This window comes from Spirillospora sp. NPDC000708, assembly GCF_040299565.1.
In the GTDB taxonomy this organism is placed as follows: Bacteria; Actinomycetota; Actinomycetes; order Streptosporangiales; family Streptosporangiaceae; genus Spirillospora.
This window is the reverse complement of sequence record NZ_JBEPCJ010000113.1, coordinates 14,166-30,971: the sequence shown is the minus strand read 5'-3', so window position 1 is coordinate 30,971 and position 16,806 is coordinate 14,166. Positions and strand designations below refer to the sequence as shown.

General features: G+C 71.7%; 22 protein-coding genes. 6 read left to right on the top strand and 16 right to left on the bottom strand.

Translation table 11 applies throughout. The features are described from left to right. Positions 1 to 86: 86 nt before the first annotated feature. Positions 87 to 863, bottom strand: a complete 777-nt coding sequence (locus ABT299_RS46155) for a sulfite exporter TauE/SafE family protein (protein ID WP_190856102.1) — start codon at positions 861 to 863, stop codon at positions 87 to 89. A gap of 125 nt (positions 864 to 988) precedes the next feature. Continuing rightward, positions 989 to 1,777 carry an ABC transporter ATP-binding protein gene (locus ABT299_RS46150; RefSeq protein ID WP_500254692.1) on the bottom strand — a complete coding sequence of 263 codons (789 nt, stop codon included), beginning with the start codon at positions 1,775 to 1,777 and terminating at the stop codon, positions 989 to 991. A gap of 241 nt (positions 1,778 to 2,018) precedes the next feature. Between ABT299_RS46150 and ABT299_RS46145 the strand changes: the two genes are divergently transcribed. Next, a complete protein-coding gene (locus ABT299_RS46145; protein WP_387028090.1) occupies positions 2,019 to 2,774 on the top strand; it encodes an Rv1486c family protein in 756 nt (251 codons plus the stop codon). A 90-nt stretch (positions 2,775 to 2,864) separates the two neighbouring features. Here ABT299_RS46145 and ABT299_RS46140 read toward each other — a convergent pair whose 3' ends face one another. The 5 genes from ABT299_RS46140 to ABT299_RS46120 form a co-directional block, all read right to left on the bottom strand. Then, on the bottom strand, positions 2,865 to 3,605 hold the full coding sequence (locus tag ABT299_RS46140; RefSeq protein WP_387028092.1) for an RDD family protein: 741 nt from the start codon (positions 3,603 to 3,605) through the stop codon (positions 2,865 to 2,867). A gap of 88 nt (positions 3,606 to 3,693) precedes the next feature. Beyond that, positions 3,694 to 4,143: a DUF2752 domain-containing protein gene (locus ABT299_RS46135; RefSeq protein ID WP_387028094.1), complete on the bottom strand. Its 450-nt coding sequence runs from the start codon at positions 4,141 to 4,143 to the stop codon at positions 3,694 to 3,696. Between the two features lie 339 nt (positions 4,144 to 4,482). Continuing rightward, entirely contained in the window at positions 4,483 to 5,268 is a 786-nt protein-coding gene (locus ABT299_RS46130) for a PP2C family protein-serine/threonine phosphatase (protein WP_190856098.1), read from the bottom strand. Between the two features lie 36 nt (positions 5,269 to 5,304). Next, the gene (locus tag ABT299_RS46125; protein WP_190856097.1) at positions 5,305 to 6,027 is read right to left on the bottom strand and encodes a response regulator; all 723 of its coding nucleotides are present in this window, start codon (positions 6,025 to 6,027) and stop codon (positions 5,305 to 5,307) included. Then, a complete protein-coding gene (locus ABT299_RS46120) occupies positions 6,024 to 7,163 on the bottom strand; it encodes a GAF domain-containing sensor histidine kinase (RefSeq protein WP_387028096.1) in 1,140 nt (379 codons plus the stop codon). The genes ABT299_RS46125 and ABT299_RS46120 overlap by 4 nt, the downstream gene beginning before the upstream one ends. 189 nt (positions 7,164 to 7,352) lie before the next feature. On the opposite strand from ABT299_RS46120, the gene ABT299_RS46115 reads away from it, so the two are divergent. The 3 genes from ABT299_RS46115 to ABT299_RS46105 are packed head-to-tail and all read left to right on the top strand — an operon-like array spanning position 7,353 to position 10,437. Continuing rightward, positions 7,353 to 8,042 carry an SDR family oxidoreductase gene (locus ABT299_RS46115; protein ID WP_433143887.1) on the top strand — a complete coding sequence of 230 codons (690 nt, stop codon included), beginning with the start codon at positions 7,353 to 7,355 and terminating at the stop codon, positions 8,040 to 8,042. Continuing rightward, positions 8,039 to 9,412, top strand: coding sequence for an MFS transporter (locus tag ABT299_RS46110; RefSeq protein WP_500254691.1), 1,374 nt, complete (start codon positions 8,039 to 8,041; stop codon positions 9,410 to 9,412). Before ABT299_RS46115 ends, ABT299_RS46110 begins: the two co-directional genes overlap by 4 nt. Then, the gene (locus ABT299_RS46105) at positions 9,409 to 10,437 is read left to right on the top strand and encodes an S-adenosylmethionine:tRNA ribosyltransferase-isomerase (protein WP_500254690.1); all 1,029 of its coding nucleotides are present in this window, start codon (positions 9,409 to 9,411) and stop codon (positions 10,435 to 10,437) included. Before ABT299_RS46110 ends, ABT299_RS46105 begins: the two co-directional genes overlap by 4 nt. Here ABT299_RS46105 and ABT299_RS46100 read toward each other — a convergent pair. Next, positions 10,426 to 11,205 carry a hypothetical protein gene (locus tag ABT299_RS46100; protein WP_500254689.1) on the bottom strand — a complete coding sequence of 260 codons (780 nt, stop codon included), beginning with the start codon at positions 11,203 to 11,205 and terminating at the stop codon, positions 10,426 to 10,428. The two genes, ABT299_RS46105 and ABT299_RS46100, sit on opposite strands and share 12 nt — an antisense overlap. Before the next feature lie 204 nt (positions 11,206 to 11,409). Here ABT299_RS46100 and ABT299_RS46095 point away from each other — a divergent pair, with 204 nt between their 5' ends. Continuing rightward, the gene (locus ABT299_RS46095; protein WP_500254688.1) at positions 11,410 to 11,988 is read left to right on the top strand and encodes a hypothetical protein; all 579 of its coding nucleotides are present in this window, start codon (positions 11,410 to 11,412) and stop codon (positions 11,986 to 11,988) included. A 207-nt stretch (positions 11,989 to 12,195) separates the two neighbouring features. Here the strand turns inward: ABT299_RS46095 and ABT299_RS46090 are convergent, their stop codons facing one another. From ABT299_RS46090 to ABT299_RS46055, 8 genes are all read right to left on the bottom strand, one after another. Then, positions 12,196 to 12,387 (bottom strand): DUF397 domain-containing protein, encoded by a 192-nt coding sequence (locus ABT299_RS46090; protein WP_500254687.1) that lies wholly within the window; start codon positions 12,385 to 12,387, stop codon positions 12,196 to 12,198. Positions 12,388 to 12,493: 106 nt separating this feature from the next. After that, positions 12,494 to 12,652 (bottom strand): Scr1 family TA system antitoxin-like transcriptional regulator, encoded by a 159-nt coding sequence (locus tag ABT299_RS46085; protein ID WP_500254693.1) that lies wholly within the window; start codon positions 12,650 to 12,652, stop codon positions 12,494 to 12,496. Positions 12,653 to 12,673: 21 nt separating this feature from the next. Beyond that, complete coding sequence (locus ABT299_RS46080; protein WP_500254686.1) at positions 12,674 to 12,829, bottom strand: hypothetical protein; 156 nt, start codon at positions 12,827 to 12,829, stop codon at positions 12,674 to 12,676. Positions 12,830 to 13,184: 355 nt separating this feature from the next. Further along, positions 13,185 to 14,276, bottom strand: a complete 1,092-nt coding sequence (locus ABT299_RS46075) for a DUF222 domain-containing protein (RefSeq protein ID WP_500254685.1) — start codon at positions 14,274 to 14,276, stop codon at positions 13,185 to 13,187. 381 nt (positions 14,277 to 14,657) lie between these two features. Beyond that, positions 14,658 to 14,849 carry a DUF397 domain-containing protein gene (locus ABT299_RS46070; protein WP_500254684.1) on the bottom strand — a complete coding sequence of 64 codons (192 nt, stop codon included), beginning with the start codon at positions 14,847 to 14,849 and terminating at the stop codon, positions 14,658 to 14,660. Between the two features lie 52 nt (positions 14,850 to 14,901). Then, complete coding sequence (locus tag ABT299_RS46065; RefSeq protein WP_500254683.1) at positions 14,902 to 15,090, bottom strand: DUF397 domain-containing protein; 189 nt, start codon at positions 15,088 to 15,090, stop codon at positions 14,902 to 14,904. A 51-nt stretch (positions 15,091 to 15,141) separates the two neighbouring features. Beyond that, entirely contained in the window at positions 15,142 to 15,333 is a 192-nt protein-coding gene (locus ABT299_RS46060; protein ID WP_500254682.1) for a DUF397 domain-containing protein, read from the bottom strand. Next, positions 15,330 to 16,145, bottom strand: coding sequence for a helix-turn-helix domain-containing protein (locus tag ABT299_RS46055; protein ID WP_500254681.1), 816 nt, complete (start codon positions 16,143 to 16,145; stop codon positions 15,330 to 15,332). The genes ABT299_RS46060 and ABT299_RS46055 overlap by 4 nt, the downstream gene beginning before the upstream one ends. Positions 16,146 to 16,270: 125 nt before the next feature. Here ABT299_RS46055 and ABT299_RS46050 point away from each other — a divergent pair, with 125 nt between their 5' ends. Next, complete coding sequence (locus ABT299_RS46050; RefSeq protein ID WP_500254680.1) at positions 16,271 to 16,555, top strand: hypothetical protein; 285 nt, start codon at positions 16,271 to 16,273, stop codon at positions 16,553 to 16,555. Positions 16,556 to 16,806 lie beyond the last annotated feature (251 nt).

The following is a 16,806-nucleotide window of genomic DNA, read 5'->3' as shown; positions in this document are numbered from 1 at the left end:
CGGGAGGCTGTTTCGCGCGGAGCTCTAGCGGAGCGGGAAACAGCCTCCCGACCGTGACGGGGGTTCCAGGGGGTCGCCCCCCTGGGCTAACGCAGCAGGTTCACGATGGCCACGAGGCCGACGACGACGATGACGCCGCGGAGGACGAGGGGCGGGATGCGGCGGCCCACCTTGGCGCCGATGAAGCCGCCGACGGTGGAGCCCGCCGCGATCAGCAGTACCGCCCACCAGTTGATCCCGGTGTCGCCGAACAGCCAGGTGGCGATGAACATGATCGCCGCCGTGCCGTTGACGATGGCCGACAGCACGTTCTTGCTCGCGTTGAGCCGCTGGAGGTCGTCGTCCAGCATGATGCCGAGCAGTGCGATCAGCACGATGCCCTGCGCGGCGCCGAAGTAGCCGCCGTACATGCCGGCGAGCAGCACGCCGAGCCACAGCCAGGGCCCGCCGTGCGCGTGGCCGCCGCCGCCGTCCTCGCGCCGCGTGCGGATCCAGCTCTGGAGCCGGGGCTGGACGACGACGAGGATCAGCGCGATGACGATCAGGATCGGGACGATGAACTTGAACGCGGAGGCGGGCAGGCCGAGCAGCAGCAGCGCGCCGATCACGGCGCCGATCAGGGAGGCGCTGCCGAGCCGCAGCAGCCGGGCGCGCTGGCCCTTCAGCTCGGCGCGGTACCCGTAGGCGCCGGTGACGCCGCCGGGGACGAGGCCGATGTTGTTGGACACGTTCGCCACGACCGGTACGTAGCCGAGCGCCACCAGCGTCGGGAACGTGATCAGGGAGCCGGACCCCACGACGGTGTTGATGCCTCCGGCGGCGACCCCGGCCGCGAAGACCGCGGCCGCGTCCAGCAGGTTCAAGAGGGCCCCATCCCAGCGCTAGCGGTTGGCAACGGCGCTCATGATGGTAGGGACAGCGCAGCTCAGAACGGTAATGGGGGTGCCCGTTACCTGGTGGTCGGCCCGGAACGCCGGGAGGGGCGCGCTCAGCGGACGGCGCGCGCGTACCAGCGGCCGCCCTGCCTCTCGATGGTGAGCGGCAGGCCGAAGCAGTCCGTCAGGTGCTCGGCGGTGAACACCTCGTCGACCTTGCCCTGCGCGACGATCTCGCCCCGGCGCAGCAGCAGCGCGTGGGTGAAGCCGTCGGGGACCTCCTCGACGTGGTGGGTGACCATCGCCATCGTCGGGGCGGTGGGGTCGTCGGCGAGGACGGCGAGCCGGGCGACGAGGTCCTCGCGGCCGCCGAGGTCGAGGCCCGCGGCGGGCTCGTCCAGCAGCAGCAGTTCGGGGTCGGGCATCAGCGCGCGGGCGATCTGCACGCGCTTGCGCTCGCCCTCCGACAGGGTGGTGAACGTCCGGCTCATCAGCTCGGCGCAGCCGAGGGCGTCCAGCAGCGCGACGGCGCGGCTGACGTCGGTGGAGTCGTACTCCTCCTGCCAGCGGCCGAGGATGGCGTACGAGGCGGTCAGCACCAGGTCGATGACCTTCTCGCCGGCGGGGACCTTCTCGGCGAGCGCGGTGCTGGCGAGGCCGATGCGGGGCCGCAGCTCGAACACGTCGGTGCGGCCGAGCTCCTCCTCCAGGATCTCCACCGACCCCTCGGTGGGGTGCATCACCGCGGCGGCGACCTGCAGCAGCGTCGTCTTGCCCGCACCGTTGGGGCCGACGATGACCCACCGCTCGCCCTCGTTCACCGTCCACGTGACATCGCGCAGCAGGGCCGAGCCCCCGCGCTTGACCCCGACTCCGCGGAGCTGAAGTACCTCGCCGGCCATCGCGCGCCTTCGTCCCCATTCCCGGTGATCCCACCGGTCCCGGTCCGGACCGGTCCGTTCTCCAGGAAAGAACCTATGCGATGCCGGGCCTCCGCCGCCCCCCGGCTCCCCGCCGAGCCGCCCGTCCCGCGCGCACCGGAAGGGAGGAACGTCCCGCGGGCCCGATGGCAGTGGCGATCCGAGCGCTTATGGTGGATCGCATGTCCATTGGGGAGTGTCGGACGCGATGAGCTCGGACGGGATGAGCAGGGACGTGGCGACCGCGCTGGTCGCGTGGGGCAATGCCTGGCTGACGGGCAGCGTCGGCCTGGACGAGGCGGTGGACGCGGTCGAGAAGGCGGGGGGCCCGCAGATCCTCGGCGGCGAGCCCGCCGAGGTGACGCTGCGCCGCGGGCTCGGCGACCTGCGCGTCGGCGGGCTGACCGCGCTGCGGCTGGCGCTGCCCGAGCCGGGCGACCCGCTGGGGCTGACCGGCCCGGCCGAGTTCAACCGGTCCGCGATCGACGCGGGCGCGGCGGTGGTCGCGCTGCTCGGCGACCGGGCGATCGGGCTGGTCCCCGAGGAGGACCGGCGCGGCTCGTCGTACGTCGGGGTGCGCTGGACGACGCACGACGCGTCCGCGAACCCGCCGGACGTGCCGGGCCTGGCCGACGCCGACCGGCAGCTGACGCTGGCGATGCGGGACGCGACGGAGGCGCTGCTGGCGGTGGACGACGTGTCCGGGGTGCCGCCGGAGATCGCGGACGCGCTGGTCGACCTGCGCGACCCGCACCGCGGCGACCATCCGCTGGCGCCCGGGTATCCGCCGCGCGCGCACAGGGTGGCGGCGCTGGCGGGCCGGCTGGCCCTGGTCGTGGACCTGGCGCGGCGGATGGACGAGCGCGGCCTCACGGCCGACCAGATGCGCCGCCGGAGCGAGGCGCTGCGGCTGCTCGACCGGGCGGTGCGGCGGGCGCGGGTGGCCGCGTGCAACAGCGCGTTCGATCCCGTCCCGTAGGCGCCCTCTCCGGCGCGGTGATGAGAACGTGCCAAAAAGGAAAGCGGGACGTCCCCGGAGGGACGCCCCGCTTCAGTGCGCCGCGAGTGCTCAGGTGCGGACGACGAGGGTGTTGCAGATCTTGTCGGCGAAGGTCTGCTTGCGCTCGTCCCACAGCGGCCACAGGTAGCCGATGTCGCAGGCGATGCTGTCGGCGAAGTGGGCGAGGCGCCGGACGAAGGCGCCGCCGAAGCCGAGGACCTGCCCGGTCTGGGCGCTGACGACCTTGATGCCCATCTGGCGCTTGCCGATGGTCTGGCCGGTGGTGCCCTCCTGGTAGATCATCCAGATGCCGCCGCCGAAGCCGATGACGATGGCGACCAGCAGGAACAGCAGGCCGAGGAACGCGCCGCCGCCGCTGCCGCTGCCCATCAGCAGGAGGGCGATGAAGTAGAGGATGCCGACGGGCGCGCCGATGATCAGCCCGTCGATGATGGTGGCACCGGCACGCGAGCCCCACTCGGCCAGCTGGCCGGTCGAGCCGTAGTGGTGGTGGTGCACCTCCTGGTAGGCCGGCTGCGCGGCGGGCGGCTGGCCGTAGCCGGGCTGCGCGGCGGGCGGCTGGCCGTAGCCGGGCTGCGCCGCGGGGGGCTGGCCGTAACCGGGCTGCGCCGGCGGCTGGCCGTAGCCCGGCTGCGCCGGGGGCTGGCCGTAGCCGGGCTGCTGCTGACCGTATCCGGGCTGCTGGGCCGGGGGCTGGCCGTAACCGGGCTGCTGCTGTTGCCCGTACCCGGGCTGCTGCTGTTGCCCGTAGCCCGGCTGCTGACCGTACGGGTCGTAGGGGTTACCCACACTTGCTCCTTATTGATTGACCCTGTGGATATGTGACGCCCGCCGGACCCGGAGGGCTCCGCAAGTCTGACCGACGATCGACCGCGGCTCAAACCCGCAGAACACCGAACCGGACGAGCTGCCACAGCTCCGACCCGACGAGGGCGGCGCCGAGCATTCGGGCACGGGTCTTCGGCTGGAGTGCCCACCACCGTCCTCCGAGCCCCAGGGGGGCGAGGGCGACGGCGGCCGCACCGGTCAGGGCCAGCGGGTTCGCGAGGACGGCGCGGACCGGATGGCCCTCGCCCGCCTCGATGAACACGGTGGTCCCCCCGCACAGGGGACACGGGAGACCGGTGAGCGCCCGCAGGGGGCAGAGCACGCCGGGGTCGTGGAGGCGGTGGATCCATGAAACGCCGACGGCCGCAACGGCCATCGCCGCAACGCGCAGCAGCACGCCTCGTGGGCCGTGCCGCGCTGCGGTGAGGGTCCGGCTGACGAGCCGGCCGAGCGCACCCTCCGGTGCACCGGCGGCCGCCGCCCCGGGCGCTCCCCCCAACGAATCCTCCGCCTCGAAGACAAACGGCTGAGTGACCCGTATACCGGGTGCACCCGGAGGCGGGTCAAGTGCGGGCGACGATCCGCGACGCGACCGTTACCGAGGGCACGCTGAGCCCACCTCGGAGCAAGACTAGGACAAATCGCCAGCTACGCGGGCAGAGTTATGGGTTACGGATGCCACGAATCGCGTCGCGAGCAGCACGGGAACGCACGCGAGCGGACCCGGGAAGGCGGACACGGGAAGGCGGACACGGGCGGACGCGGGCGTACACGGGCAGGCGGACGCGGGCGGACGCGCACGGCCGTACGGGCGGCCGCGGGCGCGGCCGCGCCGGGTTCAGGACTGGGCCGCGGCGCCCACGGTCACGGGACCGCCGGCGTCGGCGTGGTACTCCGCCTCGACGACGTCCGCCACGACCGCGGTGATGTTGTCGGGGCCGCCGTTGGCCCGCGCCTCCTCGATCAGGGCGGCGACGGCGCGCTGCGGGTCGGCCTCCGCGGACAGCAGCTCGTAGATCCGCTGCGCGTCGACCGGGCCGCTGAGGCCGTCCGAGCAGAGCAGGTAGCGGTCGCCGAGGCGGGCCTCGCGCAGCCGCAGGTCGGGCTCGCGGTCGTCGCGGCCGTCCAGCACCCGGTACAGCACGTGCGACAGCCGCGACGTCTCGGCCGGGTCGGCGGTCTGCCCCGCCTGCTCGGCCTCCGCCTTGAGCAGCTCGTCCATCGTGTGGTCCTGGGTCATCTGGAACAGCTCGCCGTCGCGCAGCAGGTAGCCGCGGGAGTCGCCGATGTGCGCCAGGGCGACCGACTCGCCCGACCACAGCATCGCGGTGAGCGTGGTGCCCATCCGGCTCAGGTCGGGCCGCTCCTCGCGGACGATGCGCAACTTCTCGTTGGCCTCCGCGACCGCGCGGCCGAGGCTCTCGACCAGATCGTCACCATGGGCGCCGGTGTCCAGCGAGCGCAGCGAGCCGATGACGGTCGAGCTCGCGACCTCGCCGCCGGCATAGCCGCCCATGCCGTCCGCGACCGCGATCAACCGCGCACCGGCGTAGCCCGAGTCCTCGTTGTTCTCTCGGTTGCACCCGATGTCACTGCCTGCTGCGTACCTGATTGCTACGTTCATACCGATTTCGATGACGATCCTGTCAGAGGAGTTGTATCACTCACGAGCGGCCTCCCCGGCCCGGTCCGCGCCATCCCGGCCGGCACCGTCCCGGGCGGTGCCGTCCCGCCCGACGCCGTGCCGGACGGCGTAGAGCGCCGCCTGCGTCCGATCCTGCACTCCCAGTTTCATGAGCAGATTACTGACGTGCGTCTTGACCGTCTTCTCCGAGACCACGAGCGCGCGGGCGATCTCCCGGTTGGACCTCCCCCGCGCGATGTGCACGAGCACCTCCCGTTCCCGTTCGGTGAGCGCGCCCAGGCCGCGGTCGGCCGGCTCGCGCTCGGGCTCCGCGCGCAGCATCGCCTCCGCCGCGTCCGGGGCGAACAGCACATGCCCGTCGTGCACCGCCCTGATCGCCTGGACGAGGGCGCGCGGGTCCACGTCCTTGTACAGGTAGCCGGCCGCGCCCGCCTGCACCGCCGGCAGCACGTGCCCGCGCTCGGTGACGCTGGTCAGGATCAGCACCCGCGCCTCCACCCCCCGAGCCCGCAACTCCGTCAGCGCGGTCACGCCGTCGGCGCCCGGCATCTTGAGGTCCATCAGCACGATATCGGGCTTCAGCGATTCGGCCAGCGTCACCGCCGACGTGCCGTCCTCCGCCTCGCCGACCACCTCGATGTCGTCCTGGATGCCGAGGAACGTGCGCAGCCCCTGCCGGACGACCGGATGGTCGTCGGCGATCAGCACCCGGATCGGCGGCGCGGGCGGCGGCGTCACAGCGGCACCTCCAGCCGCACCGTCGTGCCGCGCCCGGGCGCGGCGTCGATGCCGAACGTCCCGCCGATCGAGCACGCCCGGTCGCGCATGGACGCGAGGCCGAGCCCGCCCTGCTGGTCGCCGTCGGACGCGGCGAACCCCGCCCCGTCGTCGGCGACCTCCAGCACGGCGCTGCCGTCCAGCACGCGCAGGCTCACGTCGACCGTCCGCGCCCCGGCGTGTCGCAGCGCGTTGTAGACGGCCTCCTGCGCGATCCGCAGCACGACCGCCTCCTGGTCCTCCGCCAGGACGACCGGTTCGCCCGCGGTGAACCGGACGGCGGTCTCGTGCGCCCGGTCCAGCACCTCGGCGTGCTTGCGCAGCGACGCGACGAGGCCGTCCGCGAGGTCGGCGGGGCGCAGCTCGAAGATGACCGCGCGCAGCTCGGCGAGCGCGTCGGCGGCGAGCCGCTCCACCTGCTCCAGCTCCTCGGCGGTCCGGACCGGGTCCTTCTCCGCCAGCGCGGCCGCGGTGCGCGCCGTCAGGCGCAGCGAGAACAGCTTCTGCGCGACGGCGTCGTGCAGCTCGCGGGCCAGCCGGTTCCGCTCGGCGACGACCGTCAGCTCGCGGTTGTGCTCGTAGAGGCGGGCGTTGGTGATCGCGATCGCGGCGTGCGCGGCGAACAGCGCGAGCAGGTCCTCGTCGTCCTGGGTGAACCCGCCGGGCCGCTTCTTGTTGGCCAGGAAGATGATGCCGAGGACGTCCTCGCCGTCCTTGATCGGCACGCCCAGGAAGTCCTTCAGCACGGGGTGCGCGACGGGCCAGCCCTCGAACTCGGGCTCGCGGCGGATGTCGGCCAGCCGCTTCGGCGTGTCGCCGCGCAGCATCGCCGCGAGCATGCCGTGCTGGCGGGGCAGCGGGCCGATCCGCTCCCAGTCCTCGTCGGAGACGCCCTCGACCACGAACTCGGCGAACGAGCCCTCGTCGTCGGGCACGCCGAGGGCCGCGTACCGGGCGTCCAGCAGCCGCGCGGCGGCCCGGACGATCACCTGCAGCACCTCGTGGACCGACAGGTGGCGGGTGACGGCGAGCACGGCGGAGCTCACCGCGTGCAGGGTCGCGCCCTGCCCGGCTCCGAGCCCTTCCGCGTCGCCCATTCCGGCCTCTCGTCTCCCCCTTAGCGCGCCCTTCGACGCGCACATGTGAAGACCGTACTCGGTTTTGCCGCCGCGCCTCCGGACGCGAGCGCCGGCAAGGGGGTCCGGGAGTCCTAAGACCATTTGCGGAGCGGGCCCGGGGGCCGATGGCCGATGCCGTATCGCGGCCCGCTTCCTAGCGTCGAGGGCATGAAGACGGCCGCTGGAAAGACAGCACTGATCACTGGAGGATCCCGGGGGCTCGGCCGGGCGCTGGCCCGCGAGCTCGCCGGGGACGGCTGGGCGCTCGTCATCGACGGCCGCGACGCCGCGGCGCTGGAGGCCGCGGCCCGGGAGATCGGCGGCGACGTCACCGCGATCGCCGGGGACGTCGCCGACGCCGCGCACCGCGCCGACCTCGCCCGCGCGGTCTCCGGCGGGCTCGACCTGCTCGTCAACAACGCGAGCACCCTCGGGACGACGCCGCTGCCCCGGCTCGCCGACCAGCCGGTGGCCGACCTCGCCGCGACGTACGCGACGAACGTCCTCGCGCCGCTCGCGCTGATCCAGGCCGTCCTGCCGCTGCTGCGTGACCGGCAGGGCGCGATCCTCAACGTCTCGTCGGACGCCGCGGTCGAGAACTACGAGACGTGGGGCGGCTACGGGTCGTCCAAGGCGGCGCTGGAGCAGCTGTCCAACGTGCTCGCGGCGGAGGAGCCGTACGTCCGCGTCTGGTGGGCGGACCCGGGGGAGATGCGCACCGACATGCTGCGCGCCGCCGGCGAGGACGCCGACGCCGCGCCGCCGCCCGAGGAGGCCGCCGCCGCGTTCCGCCGGCTCGTCGACGGCCGTCCCGCCAGCGGCCGGTACCGCGCCGCCGACCTGGCGGCCGCGCGATGACCACGGTCCTCGAACCGGACGAGGCCGCCGCCGGGGAACGGCCGCGCCAGGGGGTGCTGGACGGCGGGTACCGGGTGGCGACCCTCGGGATCGTCCTCGTCGTCACCCTCCTGGCGTTCGAGTCGATGTCCGTCGGGACCGTCATGCCCGCCGTCGCGAAGGACCTCGACGGGCTGTCGCTGTACGCGTGGGGGTTCAGCGCGACGCTGATCGCGAGCCTGCTGTCCACCGTGCTGGCGGGCGGCTGGGTCGACCGGTCCGGCCCGGCCCGCCCGTTCATGATCGGCCTCGCGGTGTTCGTGGCCGGGCTCGCGGTCGCCGGCGCCGCGCCGACGATGTGGCTGTTCGTCGCCGGGCGCGCGGTGCAGGGCCTCGGCTCCGGCGTCCCGATGGTCGCGCTGTACGTGGTCATCGCCCGCGTCTACCCCGAGCACCTGCGGTCCCGGGTGTTCGCCGCGCTGTCGGCCGCGTGGGTGCTGCCGTCGCTGGTCGGCCCGGCCGTCGGCGGCGCCGTCGCCCAGCACCTCGGCTGGCGCTGGGTGTTCCTCGGCCTGATCCCGCTGGTCATCCCGCCCGCGCTGCTGCTGACGCCGACGCTGCGCGGCGTCCGGCGGTCCGAGGCCGCGCCGGACGGCCCCGGCCGGACCCGCTACACGGCCGCCATCGCCGCCGCCGCGGGCGCCGGGCTCCTCCTCTACGGCCTCGGACGCACCGGCTGGGCCATGGTGCCCGCCGCCCTGATCGGCCTCGCCGGGCTCGGCTACGGGCTGCCCCGGCTGCTGCCCGCCGGGACCCTCCGGATGCGGCGCGGGCTGCCCAGCGTCGTCGTCGTCCGCGGCCTGCTGTCCGGCGCGTTCTTCGGCGCCGACTCGTTCATCCCGCTGACCCTCACCTCGCTGCACGGGTTCAGCCCCACCAAGGCCGGGATCGTGCTGACCGTCGGGGCGCTCGGCTGGTCCGCCGCGTCCCAGATCCAGGGCCGGTCCAAGCGGTCCCGCGAGTTCTTCGCGCTGCTCGGCGCGGTGCTCGTCGCCGCCGGGATCGTCGCCGTGACCGTCGCGCTCCAGCTGTCCGGCTGGGCCGCCGTGCCCGCCTGGATCGTCGGCGGCGCCGGTATGGGCTTCGCGATCGGCAGCCTCAGCGTCCTGATGCTGGACCTGTCCCCCGAGGACGAGCAGGGCGTCAACTCCTCGGCCCTGCAGATCGCCGACACCCTCGGCTCGTCCCTCGTCGTGGGCGCCGCGGGCGCGCTCGTCACCGGCTTCGGCACCGGCCGCCTCCACCCGGGGCTCGCCGCCGCCGGGGTCATGTTCGCCGCGATCGCCGCCGCCGGCGTCGTCGCCGCACTCCGCCTGGAGGCCCGGAAATGACCGACATCATCGACTTCACCCTGCCGCCCGACCTCGAAGCCCACGAGCCGCCCGAGGCCCGCGGCCGCACCCGGGACGGCGTCCGCCTCCTCGTCGGCCGCCGCGCCACGGGCGAGGTCTCCCACCACGGGTTCCGGGACCTGCCGTCGCTCCTGGACCCCGGCGACCTCCTCGTGGTCAACACCTCCGCCACGCTGCCCGCAGCCGTCCGCCTCGACCGCATCAGCGTGCACTTCTCCACGCCCCTGCCCGGCGACGGCGACGACCGCGACTGGATCGTCGAGCTCCGCCGCCTGTCCGGCAAGGCGAGCCTCCCCTACGACGGCGGCAGCCCCGGCGAATGGATCCCGATGCCCGGCGGCGTCACCCTCACCCTCATCGGCCGCCGCACCGACCGGCTCTGGCAGGCCCGCCTCAGCACCGACGTCGTCCCCTACCTGCGCGGCCACGGCGTCCCCATCCGGTACGGGCACGTCCGCCGCGACTGGCCCACCTCCGCGTACCAGACCGCCTTCGCCCACGACCGCTCGACGGGCAGCGCCGAGATGCCCAGCGCCGCCCGCCCCTTCACCCCGGACCTCGTCACCCGCCTGGTCTCCCGCGGCGTCCTGATCGCCCCGATCACCCTGCACACCGGCGTCGCGTCGCCCGAGGCCCACGAACCCCCCTACGCCGAGCGCTACGAGGTCCCGGCCGCCACCGCCGCGCTCGTCGGGCACGTCCGCTCCCATGGCGGACGGGTCGTCGCCGTCGGCACCACCGCCGTCCGCGCCCTGGAGACCGCCGTGGACGCCTCTGGACACGTCCAGGCGTCCTCGGGATGGACCGAGCACGTCGTCACCCCGGAAGGCGGCGTCCGCGCCGTCGACGGGCTTCTCACCGGCCTCCACGAGCCGCGCTCGTCGCACCTGATGATGCTCACCGCCATAGCCGGCCACGCCCTCCTCACCGCCACCTACGAGGCCGCCCTGGACGAGGGGTACTTGTGGCATGAATTCGGTGACCTGAACCTGCTACTTCCCTAGAGACGGCGACCAGCAGAGGTGCGCGGGGATCCCGTCGGTCATGAAGCTCTCCTCGAACGGCTCCCACGGCCCGGGATGGTCGATGACGTGCACGCGTCGCCCCGCCGGCTCGCCCCGCCCCGCAGGCAACTCGGGACGGGCCGAGCCCGCCGTGAGCCCGGCCCGCCCCGCAACCGCGAGGATCGTCTCGGCGTCGAACGGCCCGGTCAGCGCGATGTCGAATTGCTCGGGATCCAGACGGCGCAACAGCGCCTCGACCACGTCCCGGTCCACCGCACGCGCGCGCGCCGCCTTGATGAGGTCCTCGAACGCGTCCGCCGCGCTCTCAGGGTCGTCGCCCCACGCCAGGAAGGACTCCTCGACCTGGTGGTCGCGCCCCACACCGCCACCGCCGTCCTCCAGGCCGTCCGGATAGTCCGTACGCGCCCACGCCGAGCCGTCCCACCAGTAGACGTACTGGACGATGTGCTCCTCGCGCATCATCTCCGCCAGCCACTCCCAGGGCAGCCACGCCGGGCCGCCGGCCAGCAGGTCGATGGGCGGCACCTGGTGCCGGGTCTCGCTGTAGTCGACGTCGTAGCCGTACAGGATCGCCCGGCCGCCCTCGACCCAGCTCATCCCGTGCCAGCCGTTGCCGACGTCCTCGGTGCGCACCCCGTCGTCCCGCACCTCCGCACCCCACCCCGGGGTGCCCACGCTGAGCATGGCCGTGGCGCACGCCTCCGCCCACAGGTCCTCAGGATCCGCCAGCTCCAACTCCACAACCACAGACCACTCCCGTCCCACCGATGACCGTCCGCCGTACGACGCGGCCCTCACCCCCGCAGTTCCCCAAACCGTCAGCCCCCGCCAGTACCGTCCGACCATGCCCCTGGTGGACCGCTACGAGAACGCCACCCACCGCCCCGAACACAGCGCCCTCGTCGTACGAGGCACCCCCTGGACCATCGACCCCCGCCGGAACTGGCCCACTTGAACCTCGACGTACTTGACGAACACGCTTTCGCCGGATTCCTCAAGGGCGATCTCGCCGGGGCGGGCAACGGCTGGATTCACGCCACCACCGCCGACCTGAACCACGTCGTCCTCGAAGCCCACGATGCACTCCCACCCCACGCCCGATGGGACGGCGACGTTATGGAGTCGCCCTTCCTCACCACCGGCGACCACGTCGACCTGACTCAGGTCATAGCCGAATCTCCGATGCAAGGCGTGAGACTCGGACCACCGGGTCTCTACCGCGTCCGGATCCACCGCAAGCGCCTCGGCGACCACTGGGAATGGCTGCTGCAGTTCTGGCCCGCCGACGACGTCCTCGACCCGCCGCGCCGCCTGTCCCGCGATTCGCGCCCCTGGGACGACCACTCCGAGCCCTACGCCCGGACGGCGATGGACCTGGTGGCACAACGCGTTGTGGTCACCCGGCCACCAAGGCCGACCTCGCCGAGCGTCTGCTCCTGCCTCTCCACGAGATCGACGCCGCCCTGGATCACGCGCTGCGACGCGGCCTGCTGCACGTGGACGACCTCACCACCGCGACCATCGCCATGACCCCCGCGGACAGGCGCCCACCCGAGATACGCGACCCGTTCGCCGCCGTCCGCCAGCATCGTGCCGCTCTTGAGACGTGGGCCGAGGCGAACGACTTGAAGCTCAACCAGCGCGGGAACATCCCACCCGCAGTCGAGGAACGATTCCGCCGCCACCGAGGCCCCCTCGGCTGATCCCGCCATCGCGCGGATGCCCATCGACGGACGACTACGCGAGGTCGTGCTCTCCGCGCTTGACCGCCTCCAGCAGCGCACGGAACCCTGCGGACGGCAGCGCGATCCTCGGGCCAGCCGAATCTTTCGAGTCACGGACAACGATGTTTCGCGGCGCCGCTGCAACCTCCACGCAGTTCATGTTGTCCGACATGGCGCTACGACTCGACTTGCGCCGCCGCGTCATCGGCATCTCCGTCGTTCGCTGGAAGACTCCGCACGTCCCGACCCCCTCCGGGTCTCGGCGAACGCGATTTCCCGGTCTCGTATGGTCAGAAGCCAGAACGATTCCGTCAAGCCCGTTGTACTCCCCCCGCCTCTGCCTCCATGACGCGGACGGAAATGTGGGGGAGTTCCCTCATCTCGATCAAGCGAGCCACCTGCTCGCGCATCACGCCCGGCGTGCCGACCGGTTGCACCAGAACCGACCAGTTAAGGATCACGGTCACCAGCGGAGGTTCCGCCTGCTCCCCCTACTGCCGCTTGCCGTGCAAGCCGTTCCCGACGTCCTCGATGCGCACCCCGTCGTCCCGCACCGCCGCACCCCGGAGTGCCACGCAGAGCATGGCCGTGACGCACGCCTCCGCTCCCAGGCTCCCCGGTTGGGCCAGCTCCAGCTCCACAACCACAGACCACTCCCGTCCCACAACGACCGTGCCGACTACGACACCACCCCCGCCCCCGGAGTTCCCCTAACCGTCAGCCCCGAGCACCCCGGGCGTGCTTCGACGTGGGCATGCCGCAGCCGCCCAGGACCTCGAAAGGGATGCGAGGCAGGCCTGCCAGTAGCGGGAGAGTGGGATGGAATCGGTGGTGGTCATGCGGCCCGGTCGAGGGCGGGATCACCCGGTGGCCCATTGCTCGGTGCCGCAGGCCGGGCATCGGCCGGCGGCAGCAACCGATACACGTACCGCCCATCCCGATCCTTGCTGACCTGGATCTGCTCCGGGCGGCTGTGCTTGAACCGGTTGTGCCACCCGCACGTCAGGGTGAGCTGATCGATATCGGTCGGCGATCGGCCGAGCGCCCATCCGTGAACGTGATCCACTTCGCACAAGGTGCCGGGCACCTCACACCCCCGCACCGCACACGAGGGGTACAGGGCTTCCAGGACCCGCCGTTGCGCCGGGCTCGCGAACCGCTCGCGCCATCCCAGGTACAGCGGGGTGTTGCCCTTGCCCAGCAGGAGCGGTGCGACTCCGGCCGAGAGGGCGATGCGGCGGGCCTGCTCAGCAGGGATCGGCGTCCCATCGATGAGCCGGGCGGGGCGTTGCCGCCGGTGAGGGTGTCCAGGTCACAGATCACGGTGACCTTCGTGGCTTTGTGCCCGCCCGACAACACGCCGGACAAGGCGGCCGCAGTGCGCTCGCCCAGGTCCCGGCGGTCATCAAGCCCGGCGGGCTTGGCCAACGGCGCCAGGGTGCCGTCCCAGATCGCGGCATCTTCGGGGTTCAACCAGCCCTTGACGTACCGGCCGCCATCGAGGGACCGCGTCGTGGTCAGCCACGACTTGGCGTAGCCGCGGCGGGTGTCCTCGTCGGGTGCGTCTTCGGTGCCGTCGCGTTCGGCGATGACGTCGCGGATGCGACTGCCGAACGCGGCGACCTTCCCGGCCGAGAACCCTTCATCGGCCATCTCCAGCAGCAGCGTCTCAGCCTGCGCGCAGTCGATGTCGTCCAGCCGCGCGACCGAGTCCGCAATGGTGGTGGCGTAGCCGATCGACAGCTCCCCGGCCGCCAGCCGCTGGGCGACTTGTGGAAGGCGGTGGCGCTGGCGAGCCAGTGCCAGGCGGTCTTTGGCGCGGTTGTCGCGCATCCCCAGACGGGACCGCAGCCATGCCTTGGGGGAGGGGTACCCCCACCGGGCATGTTCACCTGCCGCGTCGACGCGGCCGATGAAACCGGCCATCGCGCTTTCCTGGAGGTCGGTTGCGGCGGCGAGCGTTTCGGTGAGTTCCAGGCACGCGGCCGCTGATTCAGGGGCATCCCTCTTGGCAAGCTCAGTGGCGATCGTTGAGAGCGCGTCCACCAATTCTGCGGTGGACGCGCCCGCCAACTCGACCGTCACTGAATGCATACCTGCATTCTACTCACCGTGACCGGTGATTGCATCCCGAATTCACTGCTGCAATGCGGATACTTTCCGGTACTCGAATGGCGGCCATTCCCACAGCACCGTCGACAGTCTCACCGGTGGGAACACGCGTGCGGAAGGGAGTGGTGGGGTGGCGCGACCCGGGGCGGGGCAGGCGGAGCCTGCCCCCATCACCTGCCCAGGGGCCGCAGAGGCTCCGAAGTCAAGGGTGGACGAAGTCCATCGCGAAGCGACGCCGAAGGCGCCCTTGACTTTGGAGGGGCGGCCCCGTACGCAAGCGCCACCCCACCACCCGAACACCCCGAGGACAGGCTGGAGCATTCCAAACAAGGCTTTGGAATGTCGGACTTTGAGACGTCCGGGCTACGGCAGGTCGTGCTCTCCGCGCTTGACCGCGTCCAGCAACGCACGGAACCTCGCGGACGGCAGCGCGATCCTCGGGCCAGCCGAGTCTTTCGAATCACGGACACCGATGTTCCCTGGGAGTGCCGCAACCTCCACGCAGTTCATGTTGTCCGACGTGGCGCTACGACTCGACTTGCGCCACCGCGTCATCGGCATCTCCGTCGTTCGTTGGAGCATTCGGATAGGGCTCCTGGCGTCCTGCCTACGGCAGGTCGTGCTCTCCGCGCTTGACGGCGTCCGCCAGCGCCCGGAACCCAGCGCCGGGAAGTGCGATCTTGGTACCCTGCGGGTCCTTGCTGTCGCGCACGCCGATGTTTCCGGCGAGCTGCGCAACTTCGACGCAAGCCCCGCCGGACGTGTTGGAACGGCTCGCCTTCCGCCAGTGCGTCACAGGTAGGCTCCACGCTCCCTTTGTTAACCCCGCGGACGGCGGACGCCGGGTCTAGGGCAGGTCATAGTCGCCATGCTTGACCGCGTCCACCAAAGCACGGAATTCGGCGGACGGCAGTGCGATCTTGGGGCCGGCAGGGTTCTTGGAATCACGGACACCGATGTTTCGCGCGAGCTGTGCAACTTCTACGCAGTCGGTGTTGTCCGATGTAGCGCTACGGCTCGACTTGCGCCACTGCGTCATTGGTACATCTCCATGGCTCGTTGGAGCATCGCCCGCGATGGTCCAAGGGGGGCTGCGATGTGGCCGATACGGTCGTAGCGTACTTCGAAGTCCTGAACGTCCGCCGGATTGGTCACTAGCCCTGCGCCATGTGGTGCGTCCGCGTATGCGATGTCGCGGGCATCGACCGTGAGCAGTTTGAGCGAACCGTCGTATCCGACGTGGACCCCGGCGCTTCTTTCCACGACGCGGACGTTGACGTGGGGTAGGTCGCCGAGTTCCAGCAGGTGGGCGAGTTGCTCGCGCATGATGTCGGACGAGCCGACGGGCTGCTCCAGGACCACCCAGTTGAGGATCACCGAGACCTCCGGTGGCCGGTCCCGGTCGAACACCGCCGCCTGCCGGGCAAGGCGGGTGTTCACCGCCGCGTCCAGGTCCCGGACGAGTCCGACGGAGAACCCGGCACGGGCGTAGGCGGGGGTTTGCAGCAACCCGGGCACCAACCCGACCTCCCACATGCGTACGCGCGATGCGCGCGCCTCCTGCTCCGAGAGGTCACCGAGTCGCCATTCGTCGCTTTTGCGTTCCTTGGCGAACTTCACGAGCCTGGTGAACAGGCGGTCGAGATCCCATTCGCGATCGATGATCTCGGCGTGGTCCAATTGCATGGGGATCTGACCGGACTCGATGCGTGAAACAATTGAACGATCACGGCCGATGAGCCGCCCCAGGGCGGCTCCGGAAATCCCGCGCGCGCGACGCTGTCGTCGCAGCTCAACCGCTATGAAGTCCCACATCGACCGGTCTGGATCCAGCGCATCCTGATCTTTCACCGCTCACGCTCCGGGGGTGTATTTGGTGCATGAACGTAGCCAACTTACATCCGGCAAGGGATTCTGGGCGAGCAGTTGTTCCGGATTCCCGAGGGAGTGAGGTGGGCGGAATGGGGAGGGTGGCGATGTCGCAGGACGATATGCGGCATTTCATCTCTCGACTTGACCGGGAAGTAGCTACTTGGCCCGGTTTGGCGTGCGGGATTGTGCGGCGTCCGGGCGAAGGCGTCGTGCTGAACGTCGTGCGGATCGGTTCTGCGCTCAACTCGGTCGAGATCGCGTGCCGGAGGGTGGACGGCATCGACTGGTACGCGTGGGCGTCCGACGGCGAGTTGATCGGCGCCGTGGACTTCGTCGAGGACGTCGCCGCCGCCATAGCGCGCGTTCTCACCGAGCGGGCTGACGCATGAGTCCCGCGCTCGTGACCGGGGGTTTTGCCGGCGTCGTGCTTCTGGTCTCGGTCTTCGGTGCCGTCTGCGGGCTGGTCGGGGTCGTGTTGGGCGCCGTGTGGACGTCTCGGCGGCGGCGTCCGGTCAGGCGTCCACGGCACCGCCGCGAGGCGGACGCGCCGCCGCTGATCGTCGCCGCTCCGACGGACCCGCTCCGCGACATCTACCGACCGCGCCCTCGTTGAGGGGCAGGCGCTCGCGCCGGATGCGCC